Source organism: Streptomyces sp. NPDC026673, assembly GCF_040638135.1.
GTDB lineage: Bacteria > Actinomycetota > Actinomycetes > Streptomycetales > Streptomycetaceae > Actinacidiphila.
Window position 1 is genome coordinate 1 of record NZ_JBEZXR010000096.1, and the last position, 22740, is coordinate 22740.

Below are 22740 nucleotides of genomic sequence, written 5' to 3' on the forward strand. Positions count from 1 at the left end.
CGCCCCGCGCACGTCCACTTCCTCGTCGACGAGCCCGGGTACGAGAAGCTGATCACCCATCTGTTCCAGGAGGGCAGCGAGTACCTGGACAGCGATGTCGTCTTCGGCACGAAGGAGGCGCTGGTGGTGCGGTTCACCGAACGGCCGGCGGGGTCCGCGCCCGACGGGACCGCCGTCGACGTGCCCTACCTGCACGCCGAGTACGACTTCGTCCTGCAGCCGAGCTGACGCCGCATCGGCCGGCCGCTCGTGCGGCGTCCCACCACGTCGCGGCGCCCGATCCGTTCCCGGCGGTCCGAGCGCCCCGCGGTCCCGGCGTGGCGGGGGCGGCCGCGGGCGCTTCAGGCGGGCGCGGACGAGGGCGTCAGCCGGCGGCCGGCCGCACTTCGGCGTGCGGCCGGCTCTGCCACAGCGCCCAGTCGGCCGAGACCTCCCCCGCCGCGCGCAGCAGCAAGGGGAGGTGCTTCGTGGTGAGCACGTCCACAGCGGTCTCGGCGGCGTGCACGGTGACGTTCATCGCCGCGCGGACCACCCCGTCGCCGTCCCGTACGGGCACCGCCACCGACCGTACGCCGGGGGCGAGTTCCTCGTCGGCCAGGGCCCAGCCGCGTGCGCGGACCGTGCGCAGTTCCGCGGCGAGCTCCTCGCGCGACCGCCTGGGGAACTCCGGCAGCCCCGAGCGGCTGGGCTCCGCCAGGACGGCCTCCAGTTCCTCCGGGCCGAGGGCGGCGAGCAGCACCTTGCCCTGCGAGGTCTGCGGGGCGGGGAAGCGGGTGCCGATGTCCACCCGCAGCGCGATGATCTTCGGAACGGACACCCGTGCCACGTAGACGATGTCCGAGCCGTCCAGCTGGGCCATCGAGGACGACTCCCCGGTCTGCGTGACCAGGGTCTCCAGGTGGGGGCGGGCCACCTCCCACAGGCCGAGCGAGCTCACATAGGACATGCCCAGACGCAGCACCCGCGGCGTCAGGGTGAACGCGCCCTGCTCCGCGCGGACGTAGCCGAGCTCCTCCAGGGTCAGCAGCAGGCGGCGGGCGGTGGGCCGCGCCAGCCCCGTCGCGGCGGCGATCTCGCTCAGGGTCAGCCGGTGGTGCCGTGCGTCGAAGCAGCCCAGCACGTCCAGCCCACGGGCCAGCGCCTCCACGAAGTCCGGACCGCTACCGCGCCCTGCCATCCGATGCCTCCCGCGTCGACGACGGCGATGCCCGGCAGGTCGATGACCGTAGGACGGACCCTCCGCAAGCCGCGTCGCACCTGCGTCCGTTCCCTTTGCCGACCCCCGACTGCGCAGGCATCCTCTCGCGGGCCATTATACGGACGATCGTCCGGCGTCGGGCGCCACGGATCGGACCCGCGACTCCCGCGCGCGGCCGCCACGGCGGGGCAGACGTGCGAAAAGTCCACCCACGGACCCGGCGGCGATTTTCCACCGAAGGACACTCCCGGGTAATTTCCGGTACCACGCATCCGATCGCACAATGCCGGTCACCTGCCCGGAACAGGTCCCCGCCGAGCGCGATGCACCCTTCTTCGCCCTCCGGACGGAACTCGGGGACCACCCCCGCCTGCGTCCACCGGCAGCGGCCACCACCAGCCGGAACGCCGTCTCTTTACCGTTGAGCGACTTTCCGTTGACCGCACTTTTCACCGGATATTGCATTACGCCAGAGGGTGGCCATTTCGGCGATGTGACGTGCGACTCGTTTGCCTTCCCGGCACTTTCGCCGACCTAGCATCGGGAAATGCAAGACGGACATTCCGGCACATGAGGCAAGAGGTGACAGCATGCCGATCCCCGTAGCCCAGGCACTCGACGAGCAGGGGCAGGCGGCCGCCGACAAGGCCGCCGGCCTCCGCGGGCCGGGCCGCTATCTGGTCAGTTCCCTGCTGGCCGGCGCGTTCGTCGGCGTCGCGGCGGTCCTGCTGCTCACGGTCACCGGACCGCTGGCGGCCGTCTCGTCACCGTTCACCAAGCTCGTCCAGGGCCTGCTGTTCGGCGTGGCGCTGACCCTTGTGGTCTTCGCCGGCGCCGAGCTGACCACCGGCAACATGATGACCACGGTCCAGGGCGTCATCGCCCGCCGCATCAACGGCGCCAACGCGGTGGCGCTGGTCGTCGGCTCGTTCGTGGGGAACCTGATCGGGTCCGTTCTCTTCGCCCTGCTGGTGCACGGCAGCGGAGTCATCACCGCCGGCGCCGCCCCCGGGCACACCGCCCCGGCGCTCGCCCTGCTCACCACCCTGCTCAAGACCAAGGCGGCGGAGTCGGGCGGCGCGCTGTTCTTCCGCGGGGTGCTCTGCAACTTCCTGGTCTGCCTCGGCGTGTGGACGGCGGCGCGGACCAGGTCGGACGGCGCCAAGATCGCGCTGATCTTCTGGGCCCTGCTGGCGTTCGTCGGCTCGGGATTCGAGCACGTCGTGGCCAACATGACCTACTACTCGCTCGGAATGCTCGAACACGTACCGGACGCGACCGCCGCGGGCTTCGCGCGCAATCTGCTGCTGGTCGGCCTCGGCAACCTCGTCGGCGGCGGTCTGCTGGTGGGCGCGGCCTACGGGTTCGTGGGCCGCGGGCGGCCGGGAAGGCCCGCCGGATCCGGGGCGCCGGCAGCCGTCCACGTCCCGGCGACGGAGAACGGAAGCGTGCTGCCGGAACCGGCCGGCCCCAGGGGCTGAGACGGCACCCGGCTCGGGGCCCGGCTGGACGCCGCGATCGCGTACGCCGCCCGCACCGGCGGCCGCGGAGCGCGTCCTGCCGGCGGGCCCGCGGGACCGCCGGCAGCGCGCCGGTCAGCCGGTCAGCCGGTCAGCCGGTCAGCGCACGTTCCCCCGCGCCTTGAGAGGCACGTGCGGCAGCTCGGGGGCGGGCAGTGCCTCCCCGTCGTAGCCCTTCACCTCACCGAACCGGGTGCCGGTCATCCAGTCGGACCGGGCCTGCTCGATGTCCTCCTGCGTGCGGCCGATGAAGTTCCACCACATGATGATCCGCTCGCCGAAGGGCGGCCCTCCGAGCAGCACGGTCCTGGCGGGGGTGTCCGCGTGGTTGGTCAGGGTCAGGGTGTCCCCGCCCGGGCCCAGATAGCCGAGTTCGGCCGGGCGCAGCCGCGTGCCGGCCATGTCGACGTCACCGCTGTCCACCAGCAGGCCGTGCTCGTAGGCGGGGTCGATCGCCAGAGTGACGGTCGCGCCGGGAGCGATGTGGAGTTCGGCGCCGAGCAGGGGGGTGAAGGTCGGAACCGGAGAGGTGTCCCCGGCCAGGGACCCCAGGAAGACCCGTGCCTCGCCGCCGCCGAGCGCGACGGGCTCCGGGACGTAGTGCCGGAAGTCGGGGGCGCTGTCCCGGTGCCGCTCGGGAAGCGCCACCCACAACTGGACGCCGTGCAGCATCGTGGTGCGCTCGGTGGAGACCTCGGAGTGGCTGATGCCGTGCCCGCCGGTCATGAGGTTGAGCTCGCCCGGTCTCACATAGGCGAAGGTCCCGAGGCTGTCGCGGTGCTCGATCTCGCCGCTGAAGAGCCAGCTCACGGTCTGGAGCCCGATGTGCGGGTGGGGCGCGACGTCCATGCCCCCGGAGTCGGCGACATTGTCCGGCCCATAGTGGTCTGCGAAGCACCACGCGCCGATCAGAGAGCGGTCCCGCTGCGGCAGCGTGCGCCGCACGGTCATCGCCCGCGGTCCGCCGAGGGGGACGTCACGAGCGGAGAGGACCTCCACGGTGGCCCCGGCCTGGGTCTCACTCATCTGTCGCGCTTCTCACACAACGACTGCTTGGGATTTCAACAATCATGGTGGTGATGATACGGCGACGCCCCGGACGGACGACGGGCGCATCGCACGGCGGCCGGAGACGGCCCGGCGAAGGAGTGCTGGTGAGCGACACGACGGCGGTTCGGACGAGCAGGCGGATCTTCATCGACAAGCAGAGTCCGCGTGCCTACAAGGCCATGCTGGCCGCCGCCGAAACCGTGCGAGCCGTCGCCTCGGAGGCCGGACTCGACCGCGAGCTGGTGGAGCTGGTGAACATCCGCGTCTCCCAGATGAACGGCTGCGCCTTCTGCCTCGACCGGCACTCCAGGACCGCGCTCGGCGCGGGCGAGACGCCGCAGCGCATCGCGGTCCTGCCCGCCTGGCGCGACACCGAGCTGTTCACCGCCCGCGAACGCGCCGCCCTCGCGGTGGCCGAGGCGACCACCGACCCCACCGACGCCGCCGCACAGGAGCAGGCCTACGAGGCGGCGCGCGAGGTGTTCAGCGACGACGAGCTCTCGGCCCTCATCTGGGTGGCGATCACCATCAACTCCTTCAACCGGGTCTCCATCCTGAGCAAGCACCCGGTCCGCCCCGCCCCGCGGCAGTAGGCCCCGAGGCCGGGCGTCGCGGCCACGCCGCCGGGAGCCACCGTCGTGCCGCCCGGCGATCCCGTCGAGGCGGCCGACGATGGCGCCGCCCGGGAGGCGACCCTCCTGCGCTCCAGCGTCGACCCTCAAGATTTGACTCAGTCAATTCATGCGCCTACGTTCGAAGGTAGGGGCGTCGAGCACCGCGCCCCTCCCCCCAACCCCACGGAGCGAGTTCGCGTGAAGTGCTACGACTGCGTCCAGGAAGCGCGCCACGACAGCGAAGGCATCGGCGTCTGCACCCGCTGCGGCCTTTTCACCTGCGCCGACCACTCCCGCGTCGTCCGCCTCCGCGTCCACCAGCCGAAGGGGCTCGGCCGGGCGACGAGCCGTCTGCCGGCACGGCGCGTCGTCTGCACGACCTGCCACACCGCCGAGACCGCCGACTGAACACGCCGTCCGGCGTCACGGCCCGCCACATTTGACTTCGTCAACTCTCGGGCGTAGCGTCGGTCGGCGGGCGGCCGGACCCTCCGGCGGGCGGGCATCCGCGCGGCGACCCGGGAGGAGCTGAATCCGGCCATGGAGCAGTCAGCGGGCGACCTGCTCAAGAGCAAGGGACTGCGCAGCACGGCGCAGCGCCGCGCCATCCTCACGGCCCTGCGGGGCCATCCGCACTCCACCGCCTCGGAGATCGAGGCGAGGATCGGCGCCGGCTCGCCGGGCGCGAGCGGGCTGTCCAAGCAGGGCCTCTACAACGTGCTCGAAGACCTCACCAACGCGCAGTTGATCCGCTGCATCGAGCCCGCCGGCTCGGCCACCCGCTACGAACTGCGCGTCGGCGACAACCACCACCATCTGGTGTGCCGCGGCTGCGGCCGCATCGAGGACGTCGACTGCGCGGTCGGCGCCGCCCCGTGCCTCAACCCGGTGGAGGGCAAGGGCTTCGCCATCGACGAGGCCGAGATCACCTGGTGGGGCCTGTGCGCCGAGTGCCAGAAGGCCGCCTTGGGCGCGTGAGCGACCCGCCGCCATCGCGCCCACTCGGGCTCCGAGCCCCCTGGATCCGCATCGCCGGACCCGGGGGGCTTTCGCGTGCCGGGATGGCGCGAGAGCCTAGATTTGACTCTGTCTAATCTAGGCGTAGTGTGGGGAGTACAACAGGACGGCGGCCGTCACCGGCCCCACCCCGGCCCGGCGATCCGGCGCCCCGCACCCGCCCCGAAGGGCCCGCCGCGGGTACGTCGCCCCCATCGCAGCCGGACGCAGACCCGACCTCACCCACCGATCACGGCCCGCGCCACCGACACGCCACCGACACGCGACCGCGCGGCCGGCCGCCACGGCGGAAGCGGCCCGCACGGCACACCGACCGCCCCCGCGAACGGAGTTCATCGTGACCACGACCCTGCACGCTTCCCCGGACAACCGGCGTCGCACCTTCGACGCCGCCCCCTTCACCGCCTCGGCGCCGCTGGCCGCCACCCTCCAGGACGTCCTCGTCGACCTCCTGGAGCTGCACGCGCAGACCAAGCAGGCGCACTGGAACGTCGTCGGCCGCGGCTTCCGCGGCCTGCACCTGGAACTGGACGAGATCGCCGCGACCGCCCGCGAGGCGGCGGACGAGTTCGCCGAGCGGATGCGCGCCCTCGGCGCCACTCCGGACGGCAGGAGCGACAGCGTCGCGCGGACCACGACGCTCCCCGAGTTCCCCGCGGGCCGCATCGAGGACGCCCGCGCCACGGCCCTCGTCCTCGGCCGCCTCAACACCGTCGGATGCGTGCTGCGCGCGGCGTTCAGCGCCGCGGGTGACGAGGACCCGGCCACCGGGGACCTGGTCAACACCACGCTGCAGTCGATCGAGAAGCACGCCTGGATGCTGCGCGACCGGCTCGCCCACGACTGAGCGCCGCGGAGGCGGGCACGCCGACCGTAACGCCCCCGCCCGGGCGTGCGGTCACACCCTCCGCACCGTCACACCCGCCGCGGCCAGCTCGTCGACGGCGGCGTCCGGCGCGGAGTCGTCGGTGACGACCGCGTCCAGCGCGGTCGCGGGGGCGACGAAGGCGAGGGCGGTACGGGAGAGCTTGGCGCCATCCGTGACCGCGATGACCCGCCGGGCGGAGGCGATCGCGGCCCGTTTGACGGCGGCGTCGTCCAGGTCGTAGGCGGTCAGACCGTCGGCGGCGGTGAGACCGCAGCATCCGATGACGGCGGTGTCGAAGCGCAGCGCGGCCAGCGAGGCCACGGTCAGGGGGCCGGTCAGCGCCAGCTCGCCGGGCCGCGGCCGCCCGCCGGGGACGAGCAGGGTCAGCCGCGCGGCGCCGCTCAGGGCGTTCACCGCGTGCAGGGACAGCGGCATCACCGTCAGCCGGCGCTGCTCGAGCACCCGGGCCACCTCCAGGCAGGTGGTGCCGCTGTCCAGGACGACGGCCTCGCCGTCGGCGATCAGCCCGGCCACCTCGACGGCGATGCGCCGCTTGGCCTCCTGCCCCTCCTGGGACCGGAGGCCGAAGGGCGGTTCCGCACCTCGCAGCAGCAGGCTCCTCGCACCACCGCGGTAGCGCTCGAGGACTCCCTGGGCGGCCAGGACCTCCAGGTCGCGGCGGACGGTCATCTCCGACGCGCCGGTGAGCGCGGCCAGTTCGGCGACGCCCATGCGCCCCGCTTCCTGCACGGCGTCGGTGATCTGCCTCAGTCGGTCGGTACCAGCCATGACCCGATTGAACATCCAGAACGTTCGAAACTCAAGGTTTCACAAACGATTTCTGTTCGCTATGTTCGATACGTGAACACAACGCCGCGGGCCGCACGGCTGGCCACCTTCGCCTACTTCGCGCTGAACGGGTTCGTCCTCGGGATGTGGATCGTGCACATCCCGGAGATCGAGCACCGCGCCGGGGTCGGCCACGCCACGCTCGGCTGGCTCCTGCTGCTGCTCGGCGCCGGAGCCTTCGCGGGCATGCAGATCGTCGGTCCGCTCACCGACCGGCTCGGCGCCCGCACGGTCGTACCGCTCAGCGCCGCGCTCTGCAGCGCCACGGTCGTCCTGCCGGGACTGGCCGGCAGCGCCTGGACGCTGGGGGCGGCCCTGCTGCTGCTCGGCATCGGCAACGGCAGCCTGGACGTCAGCATGAACGCCCACGCGGTGCAGGTCGAGCAGGCCTACCGGCGGCCCGTGATGTCCGCCTTCCACGCCACCTTCTCCATCGGCGGCGTCCTGGCCGCGCTGGCCGGCGCGCGCACGCTCGGCCAGGACTGGAGCCCGGCGTGGACGCTGGGCGCGGTGGCGGCGCTGGGTCTGGTCGTCGCGATCGCCGCGGCCCCCGCCCTGCTGCGGTCGGACACGGGCACCGCGGAGGAGACCGTCGCCGAACCGGGTGTCCGCCGGAGGACACCCCGGCGCATCTGGGGGCTGGCCGTGCTCGCACTGATGATCATGATGTGCGAAGGCGTGGCCAACGACTGGAGCACGCTCCATCTGAGCACCGTGCTGGACGCGCCGGCCGCCACCGCCGCCCTCGCCTACGGAGCCTTCGCCACCGCCATGACCGTCGGCCGATTCGTCGTCGACCGCGTGGCCGCCCGGGTCGGCCCCCTCGCCGTCCTGCGAGGCGGTGCCTCCGTGGCCGCGGCCGGGCTGGTCGCGGCGGCGCTCTCGCCCTGGATACCCCTCGCCGTCGCCGGCTGGGCCGTCTTCGGTGCCGGACTGTCCGGCTGCGTCCCCCAGTTGTTCAGCGCGGCGGGCCACGCCGACCCCGGCGCGGCCGGCGCCAACGTCTCCCGTGTCGCCGGACTCGGCTACCTCGGCATGCTCGCCGGACCGGCGATCATCGGGCCGCTGACCCACTTCGTGCCGCTCAACATCACCTTCCTCCTCCCCGTGGCGTGCTGCGTCGTCGCCGCCGCGGCGGCCGGCGTCCTGCGGCCCGCGGAGACCGCCCCGGCGCGCCAGGAGGTGGCGGCGGCGTGAACGGCACCGAGCGCACCGCGGGACACCCCGCGCCGATCGAGGCGTTCACCGTGAACTGCGACGGTGAATCCCTCAGTTGCTCCGCCGCGCTCCCCCGGGCGGCGCACGGGGCCCGGTCGCGGGCACTGACGGCCGTGGTCCTGCACGGCGCGGGAACCAGCGACAAGGAGAGGCTCACCGGCCTCCTCGCCGATATCGCCGCCCGGGGCCGCCACGCGGTCGCCGTCGACTTCTCCGGGCACGGCGCGAGCTCCGGCCGCCTCGCGGAATCGAGCCTGCAGCGGCGGTTCCTCCAGGCCCGGGCCGTCATCGACGGGCGTGTCCCGACCGGTCACCGTCTGGCCCTGATCGGCTTCAGCATGAGCGGGCAGACCGTCGCCGACCTGGCACGGCACTACGGTCCACGGGTCGCCTCCATCGGACTGTGCGCGCCCGCCGTCTACGCGGCCGAGGCGTGGACGGTTCCGTTCGGGGCCGGGTTCACCGAGATCATCCGCACACCGGACAGCTGGCGGACGTCTCCCGCCCTCGAGGTGTTCCGCTCCCTGTCCGTCCGGGCGGTACTGGCGACGCCCGCCACCGATGCGGTGATCCCGCCCCCCCGTCACCGAGGCCGTCGCCGCCGCGCTCGGAGGCTCCCGCTCGCGCTTCACCCGGCTCACCTACCCCGACGCGGAGCACCGGCTCGCCCTGTGGTTCAGCGGCAACCCGGTGCCGCGCGGCCGCTTCGTCGACGCCGTACTGGCCGACCGATCGTGAACGCCCCCCGTCAGCTCCGTTCGTACGGCCGCAGCGCCGCGACCGAGCGCCGCACGGCCTCGGCATGCCCGAACAGGCCGGGCAGGCCGCCGGTGTGCAGGAACACGGTGCGCTGCCCGCGGCGGATGTCGCCGTCGCGTACGGCCGCGAAGAGGCCGGCCATCGCGCGGCCGGTGTAGGTGGGGTCGAGGACGATCCCCTCGGTTCCCGCGGTCGTCCGCATGGCCTCGAAGACCGGCTCGTGGAGCGCGGCGTAACCGGCGCCGACCTGGTCGGTGCGGACGCGCAGCGCGTCCGCGGCGACGGCGCTGCGGGCGATGGCGCCCACCAGGGAGGCGACCGCCCTGGCGGGCTCGGGCACGGCGCCGCAGTCGACGCCGAGGACCCGTTCCGCGCCGAGCGCGGCGACGAGGCCGGCCATGGTGCCGCCGGAACCGAGGGCCACCACCACATGCGCGATGTCGGGCAGTTGGGCGCGGAGTTCCTCACCGCCCTCGAGGTAGCCGCGCGCGCCGCTGGGGCTCGAGCCGCCGAAGGGGATGAGATGGGGCAGCGCTCCCTCGCGGCGCAACGCGGTGCAGACCTCCTCGGCGACCCCCGCGAGGGCGCTGGGCTCACCGTCGCCCGCCCAGACGACCCTCGCGCCGAAGAGCCCGTCCAGGACGAGGTTGCCGGTGCCGGATCCCTCGTCGGGCTCCTTGCCGGGGAGGACGAGGACGACGTCGAGTCCGAGGCGCGCACCGGCCGCGGCGGTCAGGCGTGCGTGATTGCTCTGCGCGGCCCCGACCGTCACCAGGGTGTCCGCGCCCGCGTCGAGTGCCTCGCCGACCGTCCACTCCAGCTTGCGGACCTTGTTTCCGCCGCCGCCCAGTCCGGTGAGGTCGTCCCGCTTGATCCACAGGTCGTCCGCCTCAAGGCCCAGGGCCGCGGCCAGTCGCGGCATGGGCTCGACGGGGGTGGGCCAGGTGGACAGCGTGATCTTGCCGGGCATCGGCTGCGCTCCAGGGTCGGACGGCGACGGGACCCGGCGCCTCGGGACGCCGGTGGAGTCCATTGTGGGCACTGCCGTCCGGCGCCGCGCCGAGGGTGGCGGAAAGGACCGCGGTGGCCCGCGCGACCGAGGGGAGGGACACTCGAATTCCCCCTGAGGAGGTGGGATCGCCGTGAGTGAGTACGAGCGCTCCATGAACATGACCGCCTCCGCCGATCGTGTCTTCGACCAGGCGGAGGACCTCGGCCGCATCGAGTCCTGGCTCCCGGACGAACTGCACGTCCGGGCCGCCGACCCGCCCGCCGTCACCGTGCACGACGACGACACGGGACGGGACGCGGACGCGCTCTTCCGGGCCGACCGCGCGCACAAGAGGCTGGAGTGGGGTACCCGGGAGGACGCCCGCTACGCGGGGTGGCTGCAGGTGGACCGCACCGACGAGCGGACCAGTGAGGTGACCATCCACCTGTCCTTCTTCGACGAGAGCATCGCGCCGCCGGGGAACGTCGTCGACCAGGTGCTGGACGAGAGCCTGCACCGCCTGTCGCGGATGGTCACGGCCTGAGGCCGACGGCGCGGCCGCGAGCCCGGGCCAACGGTCGGCTCCGGCCGCACCGCCGGGGCGAGAGGGCGGTGTCCCGGGACGCCGCACGTCCCAGCGGGCCCGGGACCTCCCTCTCGTCGCCATGAGCGTAGATCCCAGTTTGGACTGAGTCAAATATCGACGTGGGGCGGTCGGGCGCGGCGCACGGCCGCTCGGCACACGGCGACCGCGGCCACCCGCTCGCCGCCCGGCTTCCTGGGACTCCTGGTACCAGGCAGGCCCGCCCGCGCCGACGCACACTGAGGGCATGGCGGCAACGGAGTTCGGCAGAGCGGTACGGCGGTGGCGCAACAGGGTCCCCCCGGAGGCGGCCGGGCTGCCCGTCGGGGGGCACCGGCGCGCGGCGGGGCTGCGCCGGGAGGAACTGGCCCAACTGGCGGGCATCTCCGTGGACTACGTCACCAGACTCGAACAGGGCCGTGCCTCCCACCCGTCCGCGCAGGTCGTGGAGGCCCTGGCCAGGGCGCTGCGGCTGTCACCCGACGAGCGCGCGCACCTTTTCCAGCTCGCCGGACTGGCGCCCCCGGGGCCGGACACCGTGCCGGCGTACATCACTCCCAGCGTGCAGCGGCTGCTCGACCGGTTCACCGGGACCCCGGTCGCCGTCTACGACGCCTCCTGGACGCTCCTGGTGGCCAATCCCCCGTACGCGGCGCTGATGGGCGATCCGTCCGGGTGGCGCGGCAATGAACGCAACGGGGTGTGGCAGCACTTCGTCGGCGGCGGCAGCCGGGTCCGGCGCACCCCGGACTATCTGCCCGCCTTCGAATCGGCACTCGTGGCCGACCTTCGCGCGGCCGCCGACCGCTATCCGGCCGACCAGCAGGTGCGGCGGCTCGTGGCCGACCTCCGCGCGCACAGCGACAGGTTCGCCGAGTTGTGGGACGCCGGCGCGGTCGGCCGCCATGACGCGGCGCGCAAGACCGTCGACCACCCGCGCGTCGGCCCCCTGACCCTGGACTGCGATGTGCTCACCGTGACGGGCAGCGATCTGCGCATCATGGTCTACACCGCGGAGCCCGGCACCGAGGACGCCGAACGCCTCGCGCTGCTCACCGTGCTCGGCACCCAGCAGCTCACCGGGTAACCGTCATCCACCCGCTCCACCCGCTCCACCCGCTCCACCCGCTCCGGCCGCGAGTCGCTCGAAGGCCGTCGGGAAGGGCCTGCGGGGCAGGAAGTCGCGGATACGGCGGGCGCATTCGGCCGCGGAGGCCGTGGTCGTGTCGCACTCGACGTCATAGAGGCCGTGTGCGTGGACGAAACCGAACTGGCGGGCCGCCAGGCCCACGGGGCGGTCTCCCCGCTCCCGCTCGCGCCGTTCGAGTTCGGGGAGCGAGCAGTGCACCCCCACCAGGACGACGTTCCTCGGAGGGAAGAGCCCGAGGCAGTCCCGCAGGCGCCACGGCTCGCCGAGCACATGGTCGACCACCACGTTGTTGCCGGCGGCGGCCATGCCGGCCACCGCGCGGTGGAACCCCGCCCAGGTGCGCCGCAGCATCCCCGGCAGTTCACCGGGGGCCACGCTCCGGCGGGACCGCATGGCGTGGAAGGCGTCCACGGGCATGTGGAAGCAGGTCTCGTCCAGGATGTTCAGCAGTTCCCCGGCGATGCTCGACTTCCCCGAACTGGACGTGCCGTTGAGGAAGACGATGAGGCCGGTTCCGGCGTCGGCGTCGGGCAACGCGGCTCCTCCGCCGCCGGCCCACCGGGAGCGCGGCGGGCGACCGCTTACGGCGCCTGCGTGCCGGGCGCGTTGGGGGCTGCCGACGGCTGGGTGGGGGGAGGACTCACCAACCGGTCCTCCACTGCGGACAGGACGAACATCAGGCCGAGCAGGAACACCGGCAGCCCGAGCACCAATGCGGCGATCATCGCAGATCCCCCCTGCGCGGCAGCGGTGTTCGCGGGAATCGGGCGGGGCCGTCGGACGATCGGCGGCCGTGGTGGACGTAGTGGACGAGGCGGACGGGGTGTGGCGCGGGCGACATGGGCACCTCCACTGGGCGTCGCGGCCCGCCTTCCCCGATCCGGGCGTTGTATGGCGGCGCCCGGGAACCGGCGCACTCGCGGTCCCGGGCGCCCTGCCCGGCCGGGTCAGTAGCGGAAGGCGTCGGGACCGTCGAGCCGGCCGAAACGCCGCGGGTGCGGAATCTGATCGGGCCGCTGGGCCCAGCGCACACGGCGACGGCGGGCGCCTCCGTGCTCGCTCCAGTAGAGGACCGCGACGACACCGGCCGTCGCGCAGAGCAACGCGCCGACGGCGACGCTGTACACGGTCCCCGCCGAGATCGCCCCGATCACGGCCCCCAGCACGACTCCCAGCATCACCGCACCGAAAACGAGCCTGCGAATCTTCAAATCCATGAAGAATCACTCCCTTTCGCCAGAACGCATTCCCCGGTGAACGCCCGTCAATCCAGGGATCGCCTTAACGAGTGACAGCCGGACCGGGTTTGTGACGAATCATCAAGCAGTTTCCGGCGAATTCCCGCACTGCCGGGAAGTGGCGCTTTCAGATGAGGGCGGCCACCGCGGTGCGGTACAGGACCTCCTCGGCCCGGTCCCACGACCAGCCGTTCTCGACCACCAGAGTGCGCCAGCCGGTGGGGCCGAACCAGAACCAGAGCAGGTCGGCCGTCTCCTCGGGCGAGTGGCGCCGGGCCGGCCCGCCGACGTCCAGGAAATGCCGGGCGACGGCGCGCAGCGCCTCGCGGTAGGCGGCTGTGGCCCTTTCCCACAGCGCCTCCCCGTTCTCGTGGACGGGCAGCGCCTTGCGAATGGCCTCGTGCGCCTTGAACTGGCTCTCGTTGCCCGCGCGCGTACCCCGGGCGAGCGCCTGGAGGACCTCCTGCGGCGTCCGCAGGGCCAGGACGCGCGCGACGGCCTCCTCGTAGCCGGAATTCACGACGGCCTTGTCGACGATCCTGTCCAGGATGTCCGACTTGCTGCCCACGCTGGCGAAGACGGTCTTCGAGGCGACACCCGCCGCCGCGGCGATGTCAGCGACGGTCACCCGCCCGTATCCGCGTTCGGCGAAGAGCACCTCGGCCTGTTCGAGGATCACCGCGCGCGTCCGTGCCGCGGCCTGCTCACGGAGCGGGGAGACGTACACGCGCTTGGAGGCCATGGCGCCATCCTAGGGGATATGCGTGCAGTTTTGACCTATCCAATCGGTCGTCTATAACCTCAATATCGGGTACGCGGTTCGCGCACCCGACGAGACCGGCCCGCGGGGCGGGCGGGCGAAAGGTGGGAACGATGGCGATGGACGCCAAGGACCTGGCCGAAGGGCTCTTCCGGATCCTCGAGACGGGCGACGCGGCCCTGGCCGCCGAGGTCGTCGGCGCGGACAACCACAACCGCGAGGCGGCCGTCTCGCCCGCGGCCTGCTCGATACCGGGTCCGGCGGGAACCCTGGCCTCCGGCGCGTGGCTGCGCTCGGCCTTCTCCGGCCTGCGCTTCCCCGTGCTGGGCATCGCGCACAACGACGACCAGGTCTGGATCCGGCTGCGCATGCAGGGACGGCACACCGGCCCGTTCGTGCGCTTCCGGGACGGCGCGCTCGACCAGGCGATCCCTCCCACGGGGCGCGAGATCGACTTCGAGCAGGTGCATCTGCTCGACATCCGCGACGGCAAGGTCGTCCGGCACGAGGCGCTGCGTGACGACGTGACGATGCTGGGTCAGCTCGGCGTCTTCCCGCCGTCCCCGGCCGTGGCGCTGCGCATGGTCGGCTGGAAGGTCTCCGGACGTGCCAAGCGGGCGGCCGACGAGGTCACGCGGCTGGCCGCGGAGGCCGCCGGGCAGGCGCGGGCGTAGGTCAGCGACCGCCCGAGGCGCCCCGGGCCAGGAGGAGCAGGGCGTCGACCAGGCTCTCGGCGGAGCTGCCGGTGGCCAGGCGGCGCAACTGCATACCGAAGACGAGGGCGACGACCGTCGAGGCGGCCTCCTCGGCGTCCGGCACGCCCAGGGCGGCCAGGACGGACGCGGCCAGCCGGTCGTAGGCGGCGAAGCACTCGGCCGCCGCCTCGCGCAGGGCGGGGTCACGGCCGGCCTGGACGTACAGCTCGAAGGGCGCCAGATGGGTGCTGTCGAAGCCCGTCCCCTCGGCGACCTGTCCGACCAGCGCGGCGGCGCCCTTGAGGTCGATGCCCTCCTCCCGGCCCCGCGCCGCCAGTTCCGTGAAGCGGCCGGTCTCCTCCTCCACGAAGTGCAGCAGGCTCTCGCGCAACAGGTCGTGCTGCGTGGCGAAGTGGTAGGTGACGGAGCCGAGGGACACCCCGGCCTCCTGGGCGATGCGCCGGTTGGTGACCGCGGCGACACCGTCCTGACCGATGATCCGCAGGACGGCGCTGATGATGTTCTGGCGGGTGCCGGCGGGGTTGGGCATGCCGGTCATTCTGTCACCGCGACGGGGGCGCGCTGCTCGTACCAGCGCTGATCGCTCTCCAGCTGCGCGGCGAGGGAGATCAGCAGCGGCTCGCTGTGGGCCGGCCCCAGGAGCTGGGCGCCCACCGGCAGGCCGTCGCCGAAGCCCGCCGGGACGCTGATGCCGGGCCAGCCCAGCACGTTCCAGGGCCAGGCGTACGGGCAGGCCGCGATCACCGCCTGGTCGGTCCGCCGGCCGGACAGCTCCGTCATCGCCCCGACGGCCGGCGGCGGGGTCGCGGTGGCCGGGGTGAGGAGTACGTCGAAGCGGGAGAAGATCTCCCCGATCCGGCGGTGCTGACCGGCCTCGGCGCGGCGGGCGCGGCGCAGGGCGGCCCCGGCGAGCAGGCGCCCGTTCCGGGAGGCGGCGAGGGTGCGGGGGTCGAGGAGCGTACGGTCCGGGACCCGGTCGCTCCACTGGCTGATGCCCGCGAAGGCGCGGGGCAGGAAGCTGAGGCCGATCAGGCCGTAGCGCGGCTCGGCCTCCTCCACATGGTGGCCCAGCCGGGCGAGGGCGTCGGCCAGTGTGCGCACCGCGCGCCGCACGGACGGGTCGAGCGGGGCGCGGGCGGCGACGAACGGGGGCCGCCAGGACAGGGCGATGCGCAATCGGCCCGGTTCCCGTCCGGCCGCCTCGACCGCGCCGATGCGCGGCGGCCGGTGGATGTCCCCGGCATGCTGCCCGGCCGCGGCGTCCAGCAGCAGCGCGGCGTCGCCCACGGTGCGGGCGAGCGGGCCGTTGCCGGTCAGGCCGTGGAAGGACTCCGCATCGGGCCAGGTGGAGACCCGGCCGCGCTGCGGCTTGATGCCCACCAGGCGCGTCCAGGCGGCGGGGATGCGCACCGAGCCCGCTCCGTCGGAGCCCAGCGCGCCGGCCACCAGCCCGGCCGCGACCGCCGCCGCGGAACCGCCGGAGGATCCACCGGGCGTGTGCCCGAGGTTCCATGGATTGCGGGTCGCGCCGAAGGCGGGACCCTCGGTGAACGGCCACTGCCCCAGCTCGCAGGTGTTGGTCTTGCCGACCACGATCGCGCCCGCCGCGCGGACCCGCCGCACCGCCTCCCCGTCCTCGGGCTTGTCCGGGAACGCCCCCGCACAGCCGAAGGCCGTCGGCTCGCCCGCCAGGTCCATGTCGTCCTTGATCGCGACGGGCACGCCCAGCAGCGGCAGGCGCTCACCGCGCTCCAGCCGCCGGTCGGCCTCCTCGGCCTCCGCCAGGGCCGCCTCGGCGCGCACGCGGCGGAAGGCGTTGACGGTCGGCTGGGTGGCCTCGATGCGCTCGATCGCCCGGCGGACCAGCTCAGCCGATGTGACGCCGCCTTCGCGCAGCGCCCGGGCCTGCGCCGCCAGTCCCTCCGTACGGGCAGTGGACACCGCCGCCCCCTCTCCCTATTGTTCGTTCGAACGAACAAGACGGGAGGTTAGACGGATGCGCATCGCCGGGGCAACCGTTCTGCTCACCGGTGCCACAGGTGGGCTGGGCCAGGACATGGCACGCGAACTCGCCGCCAGGGGCGCGCGGTTGACCCTCAGCGGGCGCCGCACCGACGTACTCGAACCCCTGGCCAGGAGCCTGGACGCCCGTGTCGTCGCCGCCGACCTCGCCGACCGGGAGGACGTGGAACGGCTGGCCGCCGAGTGCGCCGGTGTCGACGTCCTCGTCGCCAACGCCGCCCTGCCGAGCAGCGGTGACCTGCTGGACTACTCCCCCGACCAGCTCGACCGCGCCCTGATGGTGAACCTGAGAGCGCCCGTGCTGCTGGCACGGCTGCTCGCCCCGGCCATGGTCGAGGCCGGACGGGGGCACATCGTCCTCATCGGATCCCTGTCCGGCAAGGCCGCGTCGCGGTCCACCTCGCTGTACAACGCCTCCAAGTTCGGCCTGCGCGGCTTCGCCCACGGCTTCCGCGAGGACCTGCACGGCACCGGCGTGGGCGTGTCCCTGGTCCAGCCCGGATTCGTCAGGGAGGCGGGCATGTTCGCCGAGACGGGGGCCCGCACGCCCGCCGGCGCCCGTACGGTGACACCACGCCAGGTCACGGCGGGGGTCGTACGGGCTGTCGAGCGCAACCTCGGCGAGGTGAACGTCGCCCCGCCCGAGCTGCGCCTGCTCACGGCTGTCGCCGGGCAGTTCCCGGTGTTCGCGGCGCGCGTCCAGCGCCTCAGCGGATCGGCCGAGCGTGCCACGCGGGACATCGTGGAGGCTCAGCAGCACCGCCGCTGAACGGCCGCCCGGCGCCGCGGGCCGGCGGCGTCACCGTCTCGGGGGCTCCGTCGCCCATCGCGGCCTGTCCAGGCGGGTCACATGTCCGGGTAACGGCGGCGGCGCCAGATCCACGCGACCGCGGCGGCGGCCACCGCCCAACCGAAGAGCACCAGGTACGGGAAGGCGTACTGGTTCTCCGCGAAGTAGATCGCGTTGTGCTGCGCGTTCACCGACGCCCCCGGCGGCAGCCAGCGCCCCACCGCCCCCAGCGGCTCGGGCAGCAGCAGCCAGGAGACCGCCCCACCCGAGGACGGGTTGCCCAGCAGCACCATGAGCAGCCACGTCGGCAGGATGGCCCACTTGCCGAAGAGCATGTAGAACGCCGTGAACACCAGCCCCGAGGTGACCATGGTGAGGGTCAGGATCGCCCAGGACTGGAGGAGGGGCAGCCGCAGCACGTGCAGCCCCCAGTCCACCACCGCGACGATCGAGAGGCTGCCGAGCGCGGAGTAGACGACGACCGTCAGGAAGCGCTCCAGCGGTCTCAGCTCCGAGGCGTGCACGGTCAGCTGCACCGCGCCGAGAAAGCCCACGATCACCGCCGCGAGCGTGATGTAGAAGATCGCGAGTCCCTGGGGATCGCCGGGCTGCAGCGGCCTGAGGTCGCCCAGGCTGAGCCGCACCCCGGCCTGCGCCGCCGCCGTCGGCGCGGCCGCCGCCAGGACCCGGGCCACCGAGGCCCCGGCGGCCGGCACCAGGTCGAACGAGACGGTGCCGCCCGCGGCCTGCGTCTGTGCCACGGCGAACACCCGCTGCCGGTCGACGGCGTCGACGGCGGCCGCGCGCGTGGCGAAGCGCCGCTGCACCAACTGGGTGCTCAGGCCCGAGTCCATCCCCGCCACGAACCTCTGCAGCTGCGGGGAGTCGTCCACGACGGCGATCGGGACGTGATGCGGCGTCGGATGCGCCATGGCGAAGCTGTACGAGCCGGCGAACAGCCCCGCTCCCACCGCCAGGAGCAGGACGATGACCACGGCGGGCCGGAAACGTGACAACCCGGAGGGGTGAGTCATCGGCGTACCCTCATCGCGCCCTCCGAAAGGCCGGGCCCCGCCCCCGGCAGCGTCGCGGCAGGGCCTGGGCTGTGGGGCGAACCCGCCGCCCAAGTTACTGCCGGTGATCCGGGCCCGCTACTTGACGGGGTGTGGGCGCGACGCCGCGGCGCGACGGGAGCACGGCCTCGTCCGGTCACCCGGCCGTGACGGCTTCCGGGGCCCGGACGGTCCGGACGAGGGCCGGCCGTCGCCACCACGAGGAGCCGGACATACCGCCGCCGACGTGGCCGGCGTGCTCCACGGTGACGGCCACGCAGACGGCCACGGCGACGGGACGCCTCCGGCCCGAGGCGGCGTCGGCGCGGGCCGCGCCGACGCGACGGGGGCGGGGCGCGACGCGGCGGGGCCGTCCCGGCACGGGAGGCGACTGCGGTGGGCACATCTACCTCCCCGCACGGCGCGGCGGTGCGCCGGGAGGTCGCCGACCGCGTACGGCGGGGCGCCCTCCGCGGCCACGCACTCGCGTCTCCCCCGGGGGAGACTCAAGCCCCCGCGCGGGCCGCGACGGCCCGCGCGGCCTCCGCGACCTCGCCGCGGCGGGTCGTACCGGTCAGGGGATCGCTCGGCGCGTACCGCACCGCGACACCGTACTGGGCGCAGCGGGCGGCGATGGCGGGGCAGGCGCGCTCGGCGAGGGCCGCGATGGTCAGCGAGGGGTTGACGGTGAGGGAGGTGGGGACGGCGGAGCCGTCGGTGACGAACAGGCCCGGGTGGGTGCGGAGTTCGTTCAGCTCGGTCAGTGCCGACAGTGCGGCGGAGTCGCCCAGCCGGCAGGAGGCGAGGGGGTGGGCCGTGACGCTGCCCGCGACGTCCTCGCTCCAGGGGCGGACGGTGGCGAGGCCGTCCCGCTCCAGCACCGCCCGCGCGTGGGCGTCGGCCTCGGCCCAGCCGCGGCGTGTGTTGCCGGTCGGCGCGAACCGCATGGTGCCCAGGCCCAGCCCGTTGGCCAGCCGGGTGAAACTGCCGGTGAGCGGGGGTACGCCGAAGCTTCCCTCGGCCTCGTCCTCGGTCATGGCCAGGACGGTGAGCCAGGAACGCCAGCGGGCCCGCATCTGCTTCTTGGCGACGCCCGACCAGCGCTGCGCTGCGGTCTGGGCCAGGGTGCCGGTGACGGTGGGAAAGTAGATCTGCTGGAGGGTGAAGCGGGAGAACTGCGGCGCCCCCGCGTCGAGGCGGTCGAAGGACGCGGCGGTGATCGGCATCCCGATGTGCAGGGCCTCGTACGCCACGGTGGCGCTGCGCGCCAGGCCCAGCAGGGAGCGGACCTTTCCCTCGTCCATCACCGCGACGCTGACCCGGTCGCCGTTGCCCGAGAAGTAGCCGCCGACGGCGGACGGGACGCCGCCCAGCGTGAGCGCCGAACGCTGCAACAGGACCGGCGTCCCGACGGCGCCCGCGGCCAGCACCAGGACCTTGGTGTGGAGAGTGCCCGCCCCCGTGGGGCAGGTGTAGTCCGCCGGGTCGACCGTGGTGTAGTCGACGGCGTAGCGGTAGCCCGGCTGGGTGGACGGGCGGATCAGCTGGACCTCGTGCAGCGGGCGGATCTCGGCGCCGTGGGCCTCGGCGGCGGGCAGGTAGTTGAGCAGCATGGAGCGCTTGGCCCCGAAGCGGCAGCCCGACAGCATCCAGTTGCAGTCGGTGCAGCGGGCCCGGTCGACCGCGACGGGCACCGGATTGCAGGTGTGCCCCGCGCGGTCGCAGGCCGCGGCCAGCACACCGCCCGCGTACGACACGTCGGGCCAGTCGAGCTTCGTCACGGGCAGCGCCTGCTCGACCTGGTCGTACCAGGGGTCGAGGGCGCCGCGGCTGAGGGACGCGGGCCACAGCCGCCGTCCGGCCGCGTCGCGCCGGTCGAAGACGAAGGAGGGCGCGCGCAGCGACGCGGCGAAGTAGACGACGCTGCCGCCGCCCACGCAGTTGCCCGCGACGACCGAGATCCCGTCGCCCTTGATCACGTCGACGATGCGGGGGTAGGCCGCCAGGTTCAGGTCGTGGGTGAACTCCTCGGTGGCCAGCCGCGGTCCGCGTTCGAGGACGGTGACCCGGGCTCCGGCCGCGGCGAGGTGGTAGGCGGGGATGGCGCCGCCGAAGCCGCTGCCGATGACGAGGACATCGGTGGTCTGGGGGCTCATGCGGGGCTCCCGGAGGGGGTGGTGGCGGGGTGCGGTGCGGCGAGGGCCGTGCCGTAGGAGTGGGCGGGGTAGCGCCACAGCCCGTCGGCGTCGGGCGGTGGGAAGCCCGTCCAGACCAGGCCGGGGTGCCCCTCGGCGACGGCCTGCGCGGTGTGCCGGTGGGCCGCGGTGTCGAAGGCCAGACCGACGAGGAAGCTGAGCAGCTGCCAGATCGCCCGGTCGGGGTCGCCCGCCTGGAAGAGCCCGGCGACGACTGCGGTGCGGTGGTCGAAGCCGAGACCGACGAACGGCGGCCGGTCGATGGGCAGCAGGATGAACCGGCTGATGGCGTAGGCGGTGGCCCGGGCGTCCAGGAGGGCCGCGATCCCCGGCAGAAGCGGGTTGAGCGGCAGGTCGGGCGAGCTCAGCAGCGTGATCGCGCCGGCCTGTACGGCGCCCGGACCGGGCGCGGCACCGGCCACCGCACGATCGGTGGAGGAGCGCCGCTCCCCCGGTATGAGGGTGTCGGCGAAGGCCTCCAGCGTGGAGACCGGCCAGGAGCCGAGCGCCGCCGCCGCTGCGGGAGGCGCCGCCGCCGTGCCCAGCGCGGGCAGGGCGGCGACGGCGGCGGCCAGACCGCGCAGCACGGCGCGCCGGTCGATGCCGGGAACGCCGGGGTCGGGGGCCACCGCTACCGGCCCGCGCACAGCAGGCTGAAGGGCAGCCTGACGGACAGGCCCGTCTCGCCGGCCTCGTCGCCGTACGCCTCGAGGACGTCGGCGAGGTCGGGCAGATACGGGCGCAGCGCGGCCACCAGGTCGCCGATGCCCGCGGTCACCCCGTTGACCTTGAAGTTCGTCAGGAGCATCGCGGCGCGGCGGCCGCGCTTGTCGAACCAGTAGCGGCCGTCCCAGGAGACGTACGGGACGGCTCCGGTGGTGGACTGCACGCTCCAGTGGTCGCGCTGGTAGTAGCGGCACACCGGCAGGGCGAGGGCGAACCGGGCGGGTTCGGCGAGCAGGAAGCGGAGGGCACCGCCGTTGTCGAAGGTGATGTCGCGCTTGGAGTACTCCACGCACACCGGGTCGGACAGCCACAGCCAGGGGTCGGGCGCCTCACCCTCCCCGTAGGAGTGCCAGTCGCAGTCGGCGGCGAACGCCGGCTCGGTGTACGGGTCGGCGGCGGCGGAGGCGGAAGCCGGGGTGGCGGCCGTGACCGCGGTCGCGGCGAGCAGGGCGGCCACGGCGGAGGTCAGCAGGCGTGAGGAACGGCGGGAACGGGGCATGGGCAGACTCCGGCGGTCGTGGGGGCGGGGCGTACGGGGCCTGGGCACCACGCAGAATGCCGCTGACGGGCCATCAGGGCAAGAGGTTGCACATAGACTCATTGAATGAGTGGCTCATCCACTGCCTGAATGTGTTGACGGGCCGCTCCCCTCCTCGATGGGCTGGAGCGGACCGCTTCGAGAGGACGACCACGGTGGAGCCACTGCCCCGCGAGACCATCGTCGACGTACTGGAACGCCGCCTCCAGGAGGACATCCTGGGCGGCGCCCACCCCGCCGGCAGCCTGCTGCCGCCCGAGCACCGGCTCGCCGAGGGCTACGGCGTCACCCGCACCACGGTGAAGCACGCCTTCGGCCGGCTCACCCAGGCGGGACTGCTGGAGACCCGCCACGGCGTCGGCACCCGGGTGCGCGACTTTCTCCGGCTGGGCGGTGCCGATCTGCTGCCCATGCTCGTACGGCACAGCCCCGACTGGCTGGCCGACGTCTTCGAAGTCCGCGGCAGCGTGGGCGTGTTGATCGCCGAACGCGCGGCGGCCCGGGCCACTGCCGCACAACGGGCCCGGCTGCGCGCACTGCTCGCCGCCGTCGCGGGGGCGGCCGACCCGGACGCCGTCCAGCTCGCCGACGCCGAGGTCCACCGCGCCCTCGCCCAGGCCACCGGCAACCGTGTCTACGTGCTCCTCACCAACACCCTCTTCGCCGCGTACCTGCCGCTGCGCGCCCGCCTCGTCGCACCCTTCCGCGACCCGGCCGAGGCGGCGGCCCGGCTGGAACCCCTGGTCAGCGCGGTCGAGGACGGCGACGTCGCCGCGGCGCGGGCGGCGGCGCAGGCGTATCTGTCCACGACGCAACGGATCATGCTGGAGGCGCTGGAGACAGCCTGAGGGCGTGGCCTGTTCCCTGGTGCCCACGGCGCCACGCC

25 protein-coding genes and 2 pseudogenes are annotated in these 22740 nt (G+C 73.7%); 13 read left to right on the forward strand and 14 right to left on the reverse strand.

Going from position 1 to position 22740, the window contains the following annotated elements; all coding sequences use genetic code 11:
* A pseudogene (locus AB0F62_RS37800) lies at positions 1-228 on the forward strand (catechol 1,2-dioxygenase); the annotation flags it as partial.
* Between the two features lie 136 nt (positions 229-364).
* On the opposite strand, the gene AB0F62_RS37805 reads toward AB0F62_RS37800, so the two are convergent.
* Complete coding sequence (locus AB0F62_RS37805) at positions 365-1177, reverse strand: IclR family transcriptional regulator C-terminal domain-containing protein (protein WP_361810182.1); 813 nt, start codon at positions 1175-1177, stop codon at positions 365-367.
* A gap of 611 nt (positions 1178-1788) precedes the next feature.
* Here AB0F62_RS37805 and AB0F62_RS37810 point away from each other — a divergent pair.
* Positions 1789-2679 (forward strand): formate/nitrite transporter family protein, encoded by an 891-nt coding sequence (locus tag AB0F62_RS37810; RefSeq protein ID WP_361810184.1) that lies wholly within the window; start codon positions 1789-1791, stop codon positions 2677-2679.
* Positions 2680-2817: 138 nt separating this feature from the next.
* Here the strand turns inward: AB0F62_RS37810 and AB0F62_RS37815 are convergent, their stop codons facing one another.
* A complete protein-coding gene (locus AB0F62_RS37815; protein ID WP_361810186.1) occupies positions 2818-3744 on the reverse strand; it encodes a pirin family protein in 927 nt (308 codons plus the stop codon).
* 128 nt (positions 3745-3872) lie between these two features.
* On the opposite strand from AB0F62_RS37815, the gene AB0F62_RS37820 reads away from it, so the two are divergent.
* The 4 genes from AB0F62_RS37820 (at position 3873) to AB0F62_RS37835 (ending at position 6246) form a co-directional block, all read left to right on the forward strand.
* Positions 3873-4361, forward strand: a complete 489-nt coding sequence (locus AB0F62_RS37820; protein ID WP_361810188.1) for a carboxymuconolactone decarboxylase family protein — start codon at positions 3873-3875, stop codon at positions 4359-4361.
* Positions 4362-4580: 219 nt separating this feature from the next.
* Positions 4581-4790: a DUF2180 family protein gene (locus AB0F62_RS37825; RefSeq protein ID WP_361810190.1), complete on the forward strand. Its 210-nt coding sequence runs from the start codon at positions 4581-4583 to the stop codon at positions 4788-4790.
* Between the two features lie 132 nt (positions 4791-4922).
* Positions 4923-5360: a Fur family transcriptional regulator gene (locus tag AB0F62_RS37830; RefSeq protein WP_361810192.1), complete on the forward strand. Its 438-nt coding sequence runs from the start codon at positions 4923-4925 to the stop codon at positions 5358-5360.
* Between the two features lie 376 nt (positions 5361-5736).
* Positions 5737-6246 (forward strand): DNA starvation/stationary phase protection protein, encoded by a 510-nt coding sequence (locus AB0F62_RS37835; protein ID WP_361810194.1) that lies wholly within the window; start codon positions 5737-5739, stop codon positions 6244-6246.
* 51 nt (positions 6247-6297) lie between these two features.
* Here the strand turns inward: AB0F62_RS37835 and AB0F62_RS37840 are convergent, their stop codons facing one another.
* Positions 6298-7056 carry a DeoR/GlpR family DNA-binding transcription regulator gene (locus AB0F62_RS37840; RefSeq protein WP_361810195.1) on the reverse strand — a complete coding sequence of 253 codons (759 nt, stop codon included), beginning with the start codon at positions 7054-7056 and terminating at the stop codon, positions 6298-6300.
* A gap of 72 nt (positions 7057-7128) precedes the next feature.
* Here AB0F62_RS37840 and AB0F62_RS37845 point away from each other — a divergent pair, with 72 nt between their 5' ends.
* Together AB0F62_RS37845 and AB0F62_RS37850 are read left to right on the forward strand one after the other, a co-directional pair.
* Positions 7129-8313, forward strand: a complete 1185-nt coding sequence (locus AB0F62_RS37845) for an MFS transporter (protein ID WP_361810197.1) — start codon at positions 7129-7131, stop codon at positions 8311-8313.
* A gap of 134 nt (positions 8314-8447) precedes the next feature.
* Positions 8448-8714: pseudogene (locus AB0F62_RS37850) on the forward strand (alpha/beta hydrolase); the annotation flags it as partial.
* Between the two features lie 368 nt (positions 8715-9082).
* On the opposite strand, the gene AB0F62_RS37855 reads toward AB0F62_RS37850, so the two are convergent.
* Positions 9083-10063 (reverse strand): D-cysteine desulfhydrase family protein, encoded by a 981-nt coding sequence (locus AB0F62_RS37855; protein WP_361810199.1) that lies wholly within the window; start codon positions 10061-10063, stop codon positions 9083-9085.
* A 172-nt stretch (positions 10064-10235) separates the two neighbouring features.
* Here AB0F62_RS37855 and AB0F62_RS37860 point away from each other — a divergent pair, with 172 nt between their 5' ends.
* Positions 10236-10628 (forward strand): SRPBCC family protein, encoded by a 393-nt coding sequence (locus tag AB0F62_RS37860; protein WP_361810201.1) that lies wholly within the window; start codon positions 10236-10238, stop codon positions 10626-10628.
* A gap of 286 nt (positions 10629-10914) precedes the next feature.
* Positions 10915-11754 carry a helix-turn-helix transcriptional regulator gene (locus AB0F62_RS37865; RefSeq protein ID WP_361810204.1) on the forward strand — a complete coding sequence of 280 codons (840 nt, stop codon included), beginning with the start codon at positions 10915-10917 and terminating at the stop codon, positions 11752-11754.
* Positions 11755-11757: 3 nt separating this feature from the next.
* Here the strand turns inward: AB0F62_RS37865 and AB0F62_RS37870 are convergent, their stop codons facing one another.
* From AB0F62_RS37870 to AB0F62_RS37885, 4 genes are all read right to left on the reverse strand, one after another.
* A complete protein-coding gene (locus AB0F62_RS37870; protein ID WP_361810206.1) occupies positions 11758-12351 on the reverse strand; it encodes an AAA family ATPase in 594 nt (197 codons plus the stop codon).
* A 47-nt stretch (positions 12352-12398) separates the two neighbouring features.
* A complete protein-coding gene (locus tag AB0F62_RS37875; protein ID WP_361810208.1) occupies positions 12399-12542 on the reverse strand; it encodes a hypothetical protein in 144 nt (47 codons plus the stop codon).
* A gap of 222 nt (positions 12543-12764) precedes the next feature.
* A complete protein-coding gene (locus AB0F62_RS37880; protein WP_361810210.1) occupies positions 12765-13034 on the reverse strand; it encodes a hypothetical protein in 270 nt (89 codons plus the stop codon).
* 148 nt (positions 13035-13182) lie between these two features.
* The gene (locus AB0F62_RS37885) at positions 13183-13797 is read right to left on the reverse strand and encodes a TetR family transcriptional regulator (protein ID WP_361810212.1); all 615 of its coding nucleotides are present in this window, start codon (positions 13795-13797) and stop codon (positions 13183-13185) included.
* Positions 13798-13928: 131 nt separating this feature from the next.
* On the opposite strand from AB0F62_RS37885, the gene AB0F62_RS37890 reads away from it, so the two are divergent.
* Complete coding sequence (locus AB0F62_RS37890; RefSeq protein WP_361810214.1) at positions 13929-14489, forward strand: ester cyclase; 561 nt, start codon at positions 13929-13931, stop codon at positions 14487-14489.
* 1 nt (position 14490) lies between these two features.
* On the opposite strand, the gene AB0F62_RS37895 is transcribed toward AB0F62_RS37890, so the two are convergent.
* Together AB0F62_RS37895 and AB0F62_RS37900 are read right to left on the reverse strand one after the other, a co-directional pair.
* The gene (locus tag AB0F62_RS37895) at positions 14491-15060 is read right to left on the reverse strand and encodes a TetR family transcriptional regulator (RefSeq protein WP_361810216.1); all 570 of its coding nucleotides are present in this window, start codon (positions 15058-15060) and stop codon (positions 14491-14493) included.
* A 5-nt stretch (positions 15061-15065) separates the two neighbouring features.
* Positions 15066-16472 (reverse strand): amidase, encoded by a 1407-nt coding sequence (locus tag AB0F62_RS37900; RefSeq protein WP_361810218.1) that lies wholly within the window; start codon positions 16470-16472, stop codon positions 15066-15068.
* 55 nt (positions 16473-16527) lie between these two features.
* Here AB0F62_RS37900 and AB0F62_RS37905 point away from each other — a divergent pair, with 55 nt between their 5' ends.
* A complete protein-coding gene (locus AB0F62_RS37905; protein ID WP_361810220.1) occupies positions 16528-17322 on the forward strand; it encodes an SDR family NAD(P)-dependent oxidoreductase in 795 nt (264 codons plus the stop codon).
* A gap of 77 nt (positions 17323-17399) precedes the next feature.
* On the opposite strand, the gene AB0F62_RS37910 is transcribed toward AB0F62_RS37905, so the two are convergent.
* The 4 genes from AB0F62_RS37910 to AB0F62_RS37925 form a co-directional block, all read right to left on the reverse strand.
* A complete protein-coding gene (locus AB0F62_RS37910) occupies positions 17400-18377 on the reverse strand; it encodes an ABC transporter permease (protein WP_361810222.1) in 978 nt (325 codons plus the stop codon).
* 524 nt (positions 18378-18901) lie between these two features.
* Complete coding sequence (locus AB0F62_RS37915) at positions 18902-20551, reverse strand: GMC family oxidoreductase (protein ID WP_361810224.1); 1650 nt, start codon at positions 20549-20551, stop codon at positions 18902-18904.
* The gene (locus tag AB0F62_RS37920; RefSeq protein WP_361810226.1) at positions 20548-21237 is read right to left on the reverse strand and encodes a DUF5987 family protein; all 690 of its coding nucleotides are present in this window, start codon (positions 21235-21237) and stop codon (positions 20548-20550) included. The genes AB0F62_RS37915 and AB0F62_RS37920 overlap by 4 nt, the downstream gene beginning before the upstream one ends.
* Positions 21222-21815, reverse strand: a complete 594-nt coding sequence (locus AB0F62_RS37925; RefSeq protein WP_361810228.1) for a hypothetical protein — start codon at positions 21813-21815, stop codon at positions 21222-21224. Before AB0F62_RS37925 ends, AB0F62_RS37920 begins: the two co-directional genes overlap by 16 nt.
* Before the next feature lie 194 nt (positions 21816-22009).
* Between AB0F62_RS37925 and AB0F62_RS37930 the strand changes: the two genes are divergently transcribed.
* Positions 22010-22702 carry an FCD domain-containing protein gene (locus AB0F62_RS37930; RefSeq protein ID WP_361810230.1) on the forward strand — a complete coding sequence of 231 codons (693 nt, stop codon included), beginning with the start codon at positions 22010-22012 and terminating at the stop codon, positions 22700-22702.
* Positions 22703-22740: the final 38 nt, after the last annotated feature.

Bases quoted from the DNA above. Each gene is read 5' to 3' on its own strand.
- AB0F62_RS37855 (WP_361810199.1), bottom strand. From the start codon at position 10,063: ATGCCCGGCAAGATCACGCTGTCCACCTGGCCCACCCCCGTCGAGCCC.
- AB0F62_RS37865 (WP_361810204.1), top strand. From the start codon at position 10,915: ATGGCGGCAACGGAGTTCGGCAGAGCGGTACGGCGGTGGCGCAACAGG.
- AB0F62_RS37885 (WP_361810212.1), bottom strand. From the start codon at position 13,797: ATGGCCTCCAAGCGCGTGTACGTCTCCCCGCTCCGTGAGCAGGCCGCG.
- AB0F62_RS37895 (WP_361810216.1), bottom strand. From the start codon at position 15,060: ATGCCCAACCCCGCCGGCACCCGCCAGAACATCATCAGCGCCGTCCTG.
- AB0F62_RS37925 (WP_361810228.1), bottom strand. From the start codon at position 21,815: ATGCCCCGTTCCCGCCGTTCCTCACGCCTGCTGACCTCCGCCGTGGCC.
- AB0F62_RS37880 (WP_361810210.1), bottom strand. From the start codon at position 13,034: ATGGATTTGAAGATTCGCAGGCTCGTTTTCGGTGCGGTGATGCTGGGA.
- AB0F62_RS37840 (WP_361810195.1), bottom strand. From the start codon at position 7,056: ATGGCTGGTACCGACCGACTGAGGCAGATCACCGACGCCGTGCAGGAA.
- AB0F62_RS37905 (WP_361810220.1), top strand. From the start codon at position 16,528: ATGCGCATCGCCGGGGCAACCGTTCTGCTCACCGGTGCCACAGGTGGG.
- AB0F62_RS37890 (WP_361810214.1), top strand. From the start codon at position 13,929: ATGGCGATGGACGCCAAGGACCTGGCCGAAGGGCTCTTCCGGATCCTC.
- AB0F62_RS37875 (WP_361810208.1), bottom strand. From the start codon at position 12,542: ATGATCGCCGCATTGGTGCTCGGGCTGCCGGTGTTCCTGCTCGGCCTG.
- AB0F62_RS37810 (WP_361810184.1), top strand. From the start codon at position 1,789: ATGCCGATCCCCGTAGCCCAGGCACTCGACGAGCAGGGGCAGGCGGCC.
- AB0F62_RS37830 (WP_361810192.1), top strand. From the start codon at position 4,923: ATGGAGCAGTCAGCGGGCGACCTGCTCAAGAGCAAGGGACTGCGCAGC.
- AB0F62_RS37805 (WP_361810182.1), bottom strand. From the start codon at position 1,177: ATGGCAGGGCGCGGTAGCGGTCCGGACTTCGTGGAGGCGCTGGCCCGT.
- AB0F62_RS37915 (WP_361810224.1), bottom strand. From the start codon at position 20,551: ATGAGCCCCCAGACCACCGATGTCCTCGTCATCGGCAGCGGCTTCGGC.
- AB0F62_RS37910 (WP_361810222.1), bottom strand. From the start codon at position 18,377: ATGACTCACCCCTCCGGGTTGTCACGTTTCCGGCCCGCCGTGGTCATC.
- AB0F62_RS37815 (WP_361810186.1), bottom strand. From the start codon at position 3,744: ATGAGTGAGACCCAGGCCGGGGCCACCGTGGAGGTCCTCTCCGCTCGT.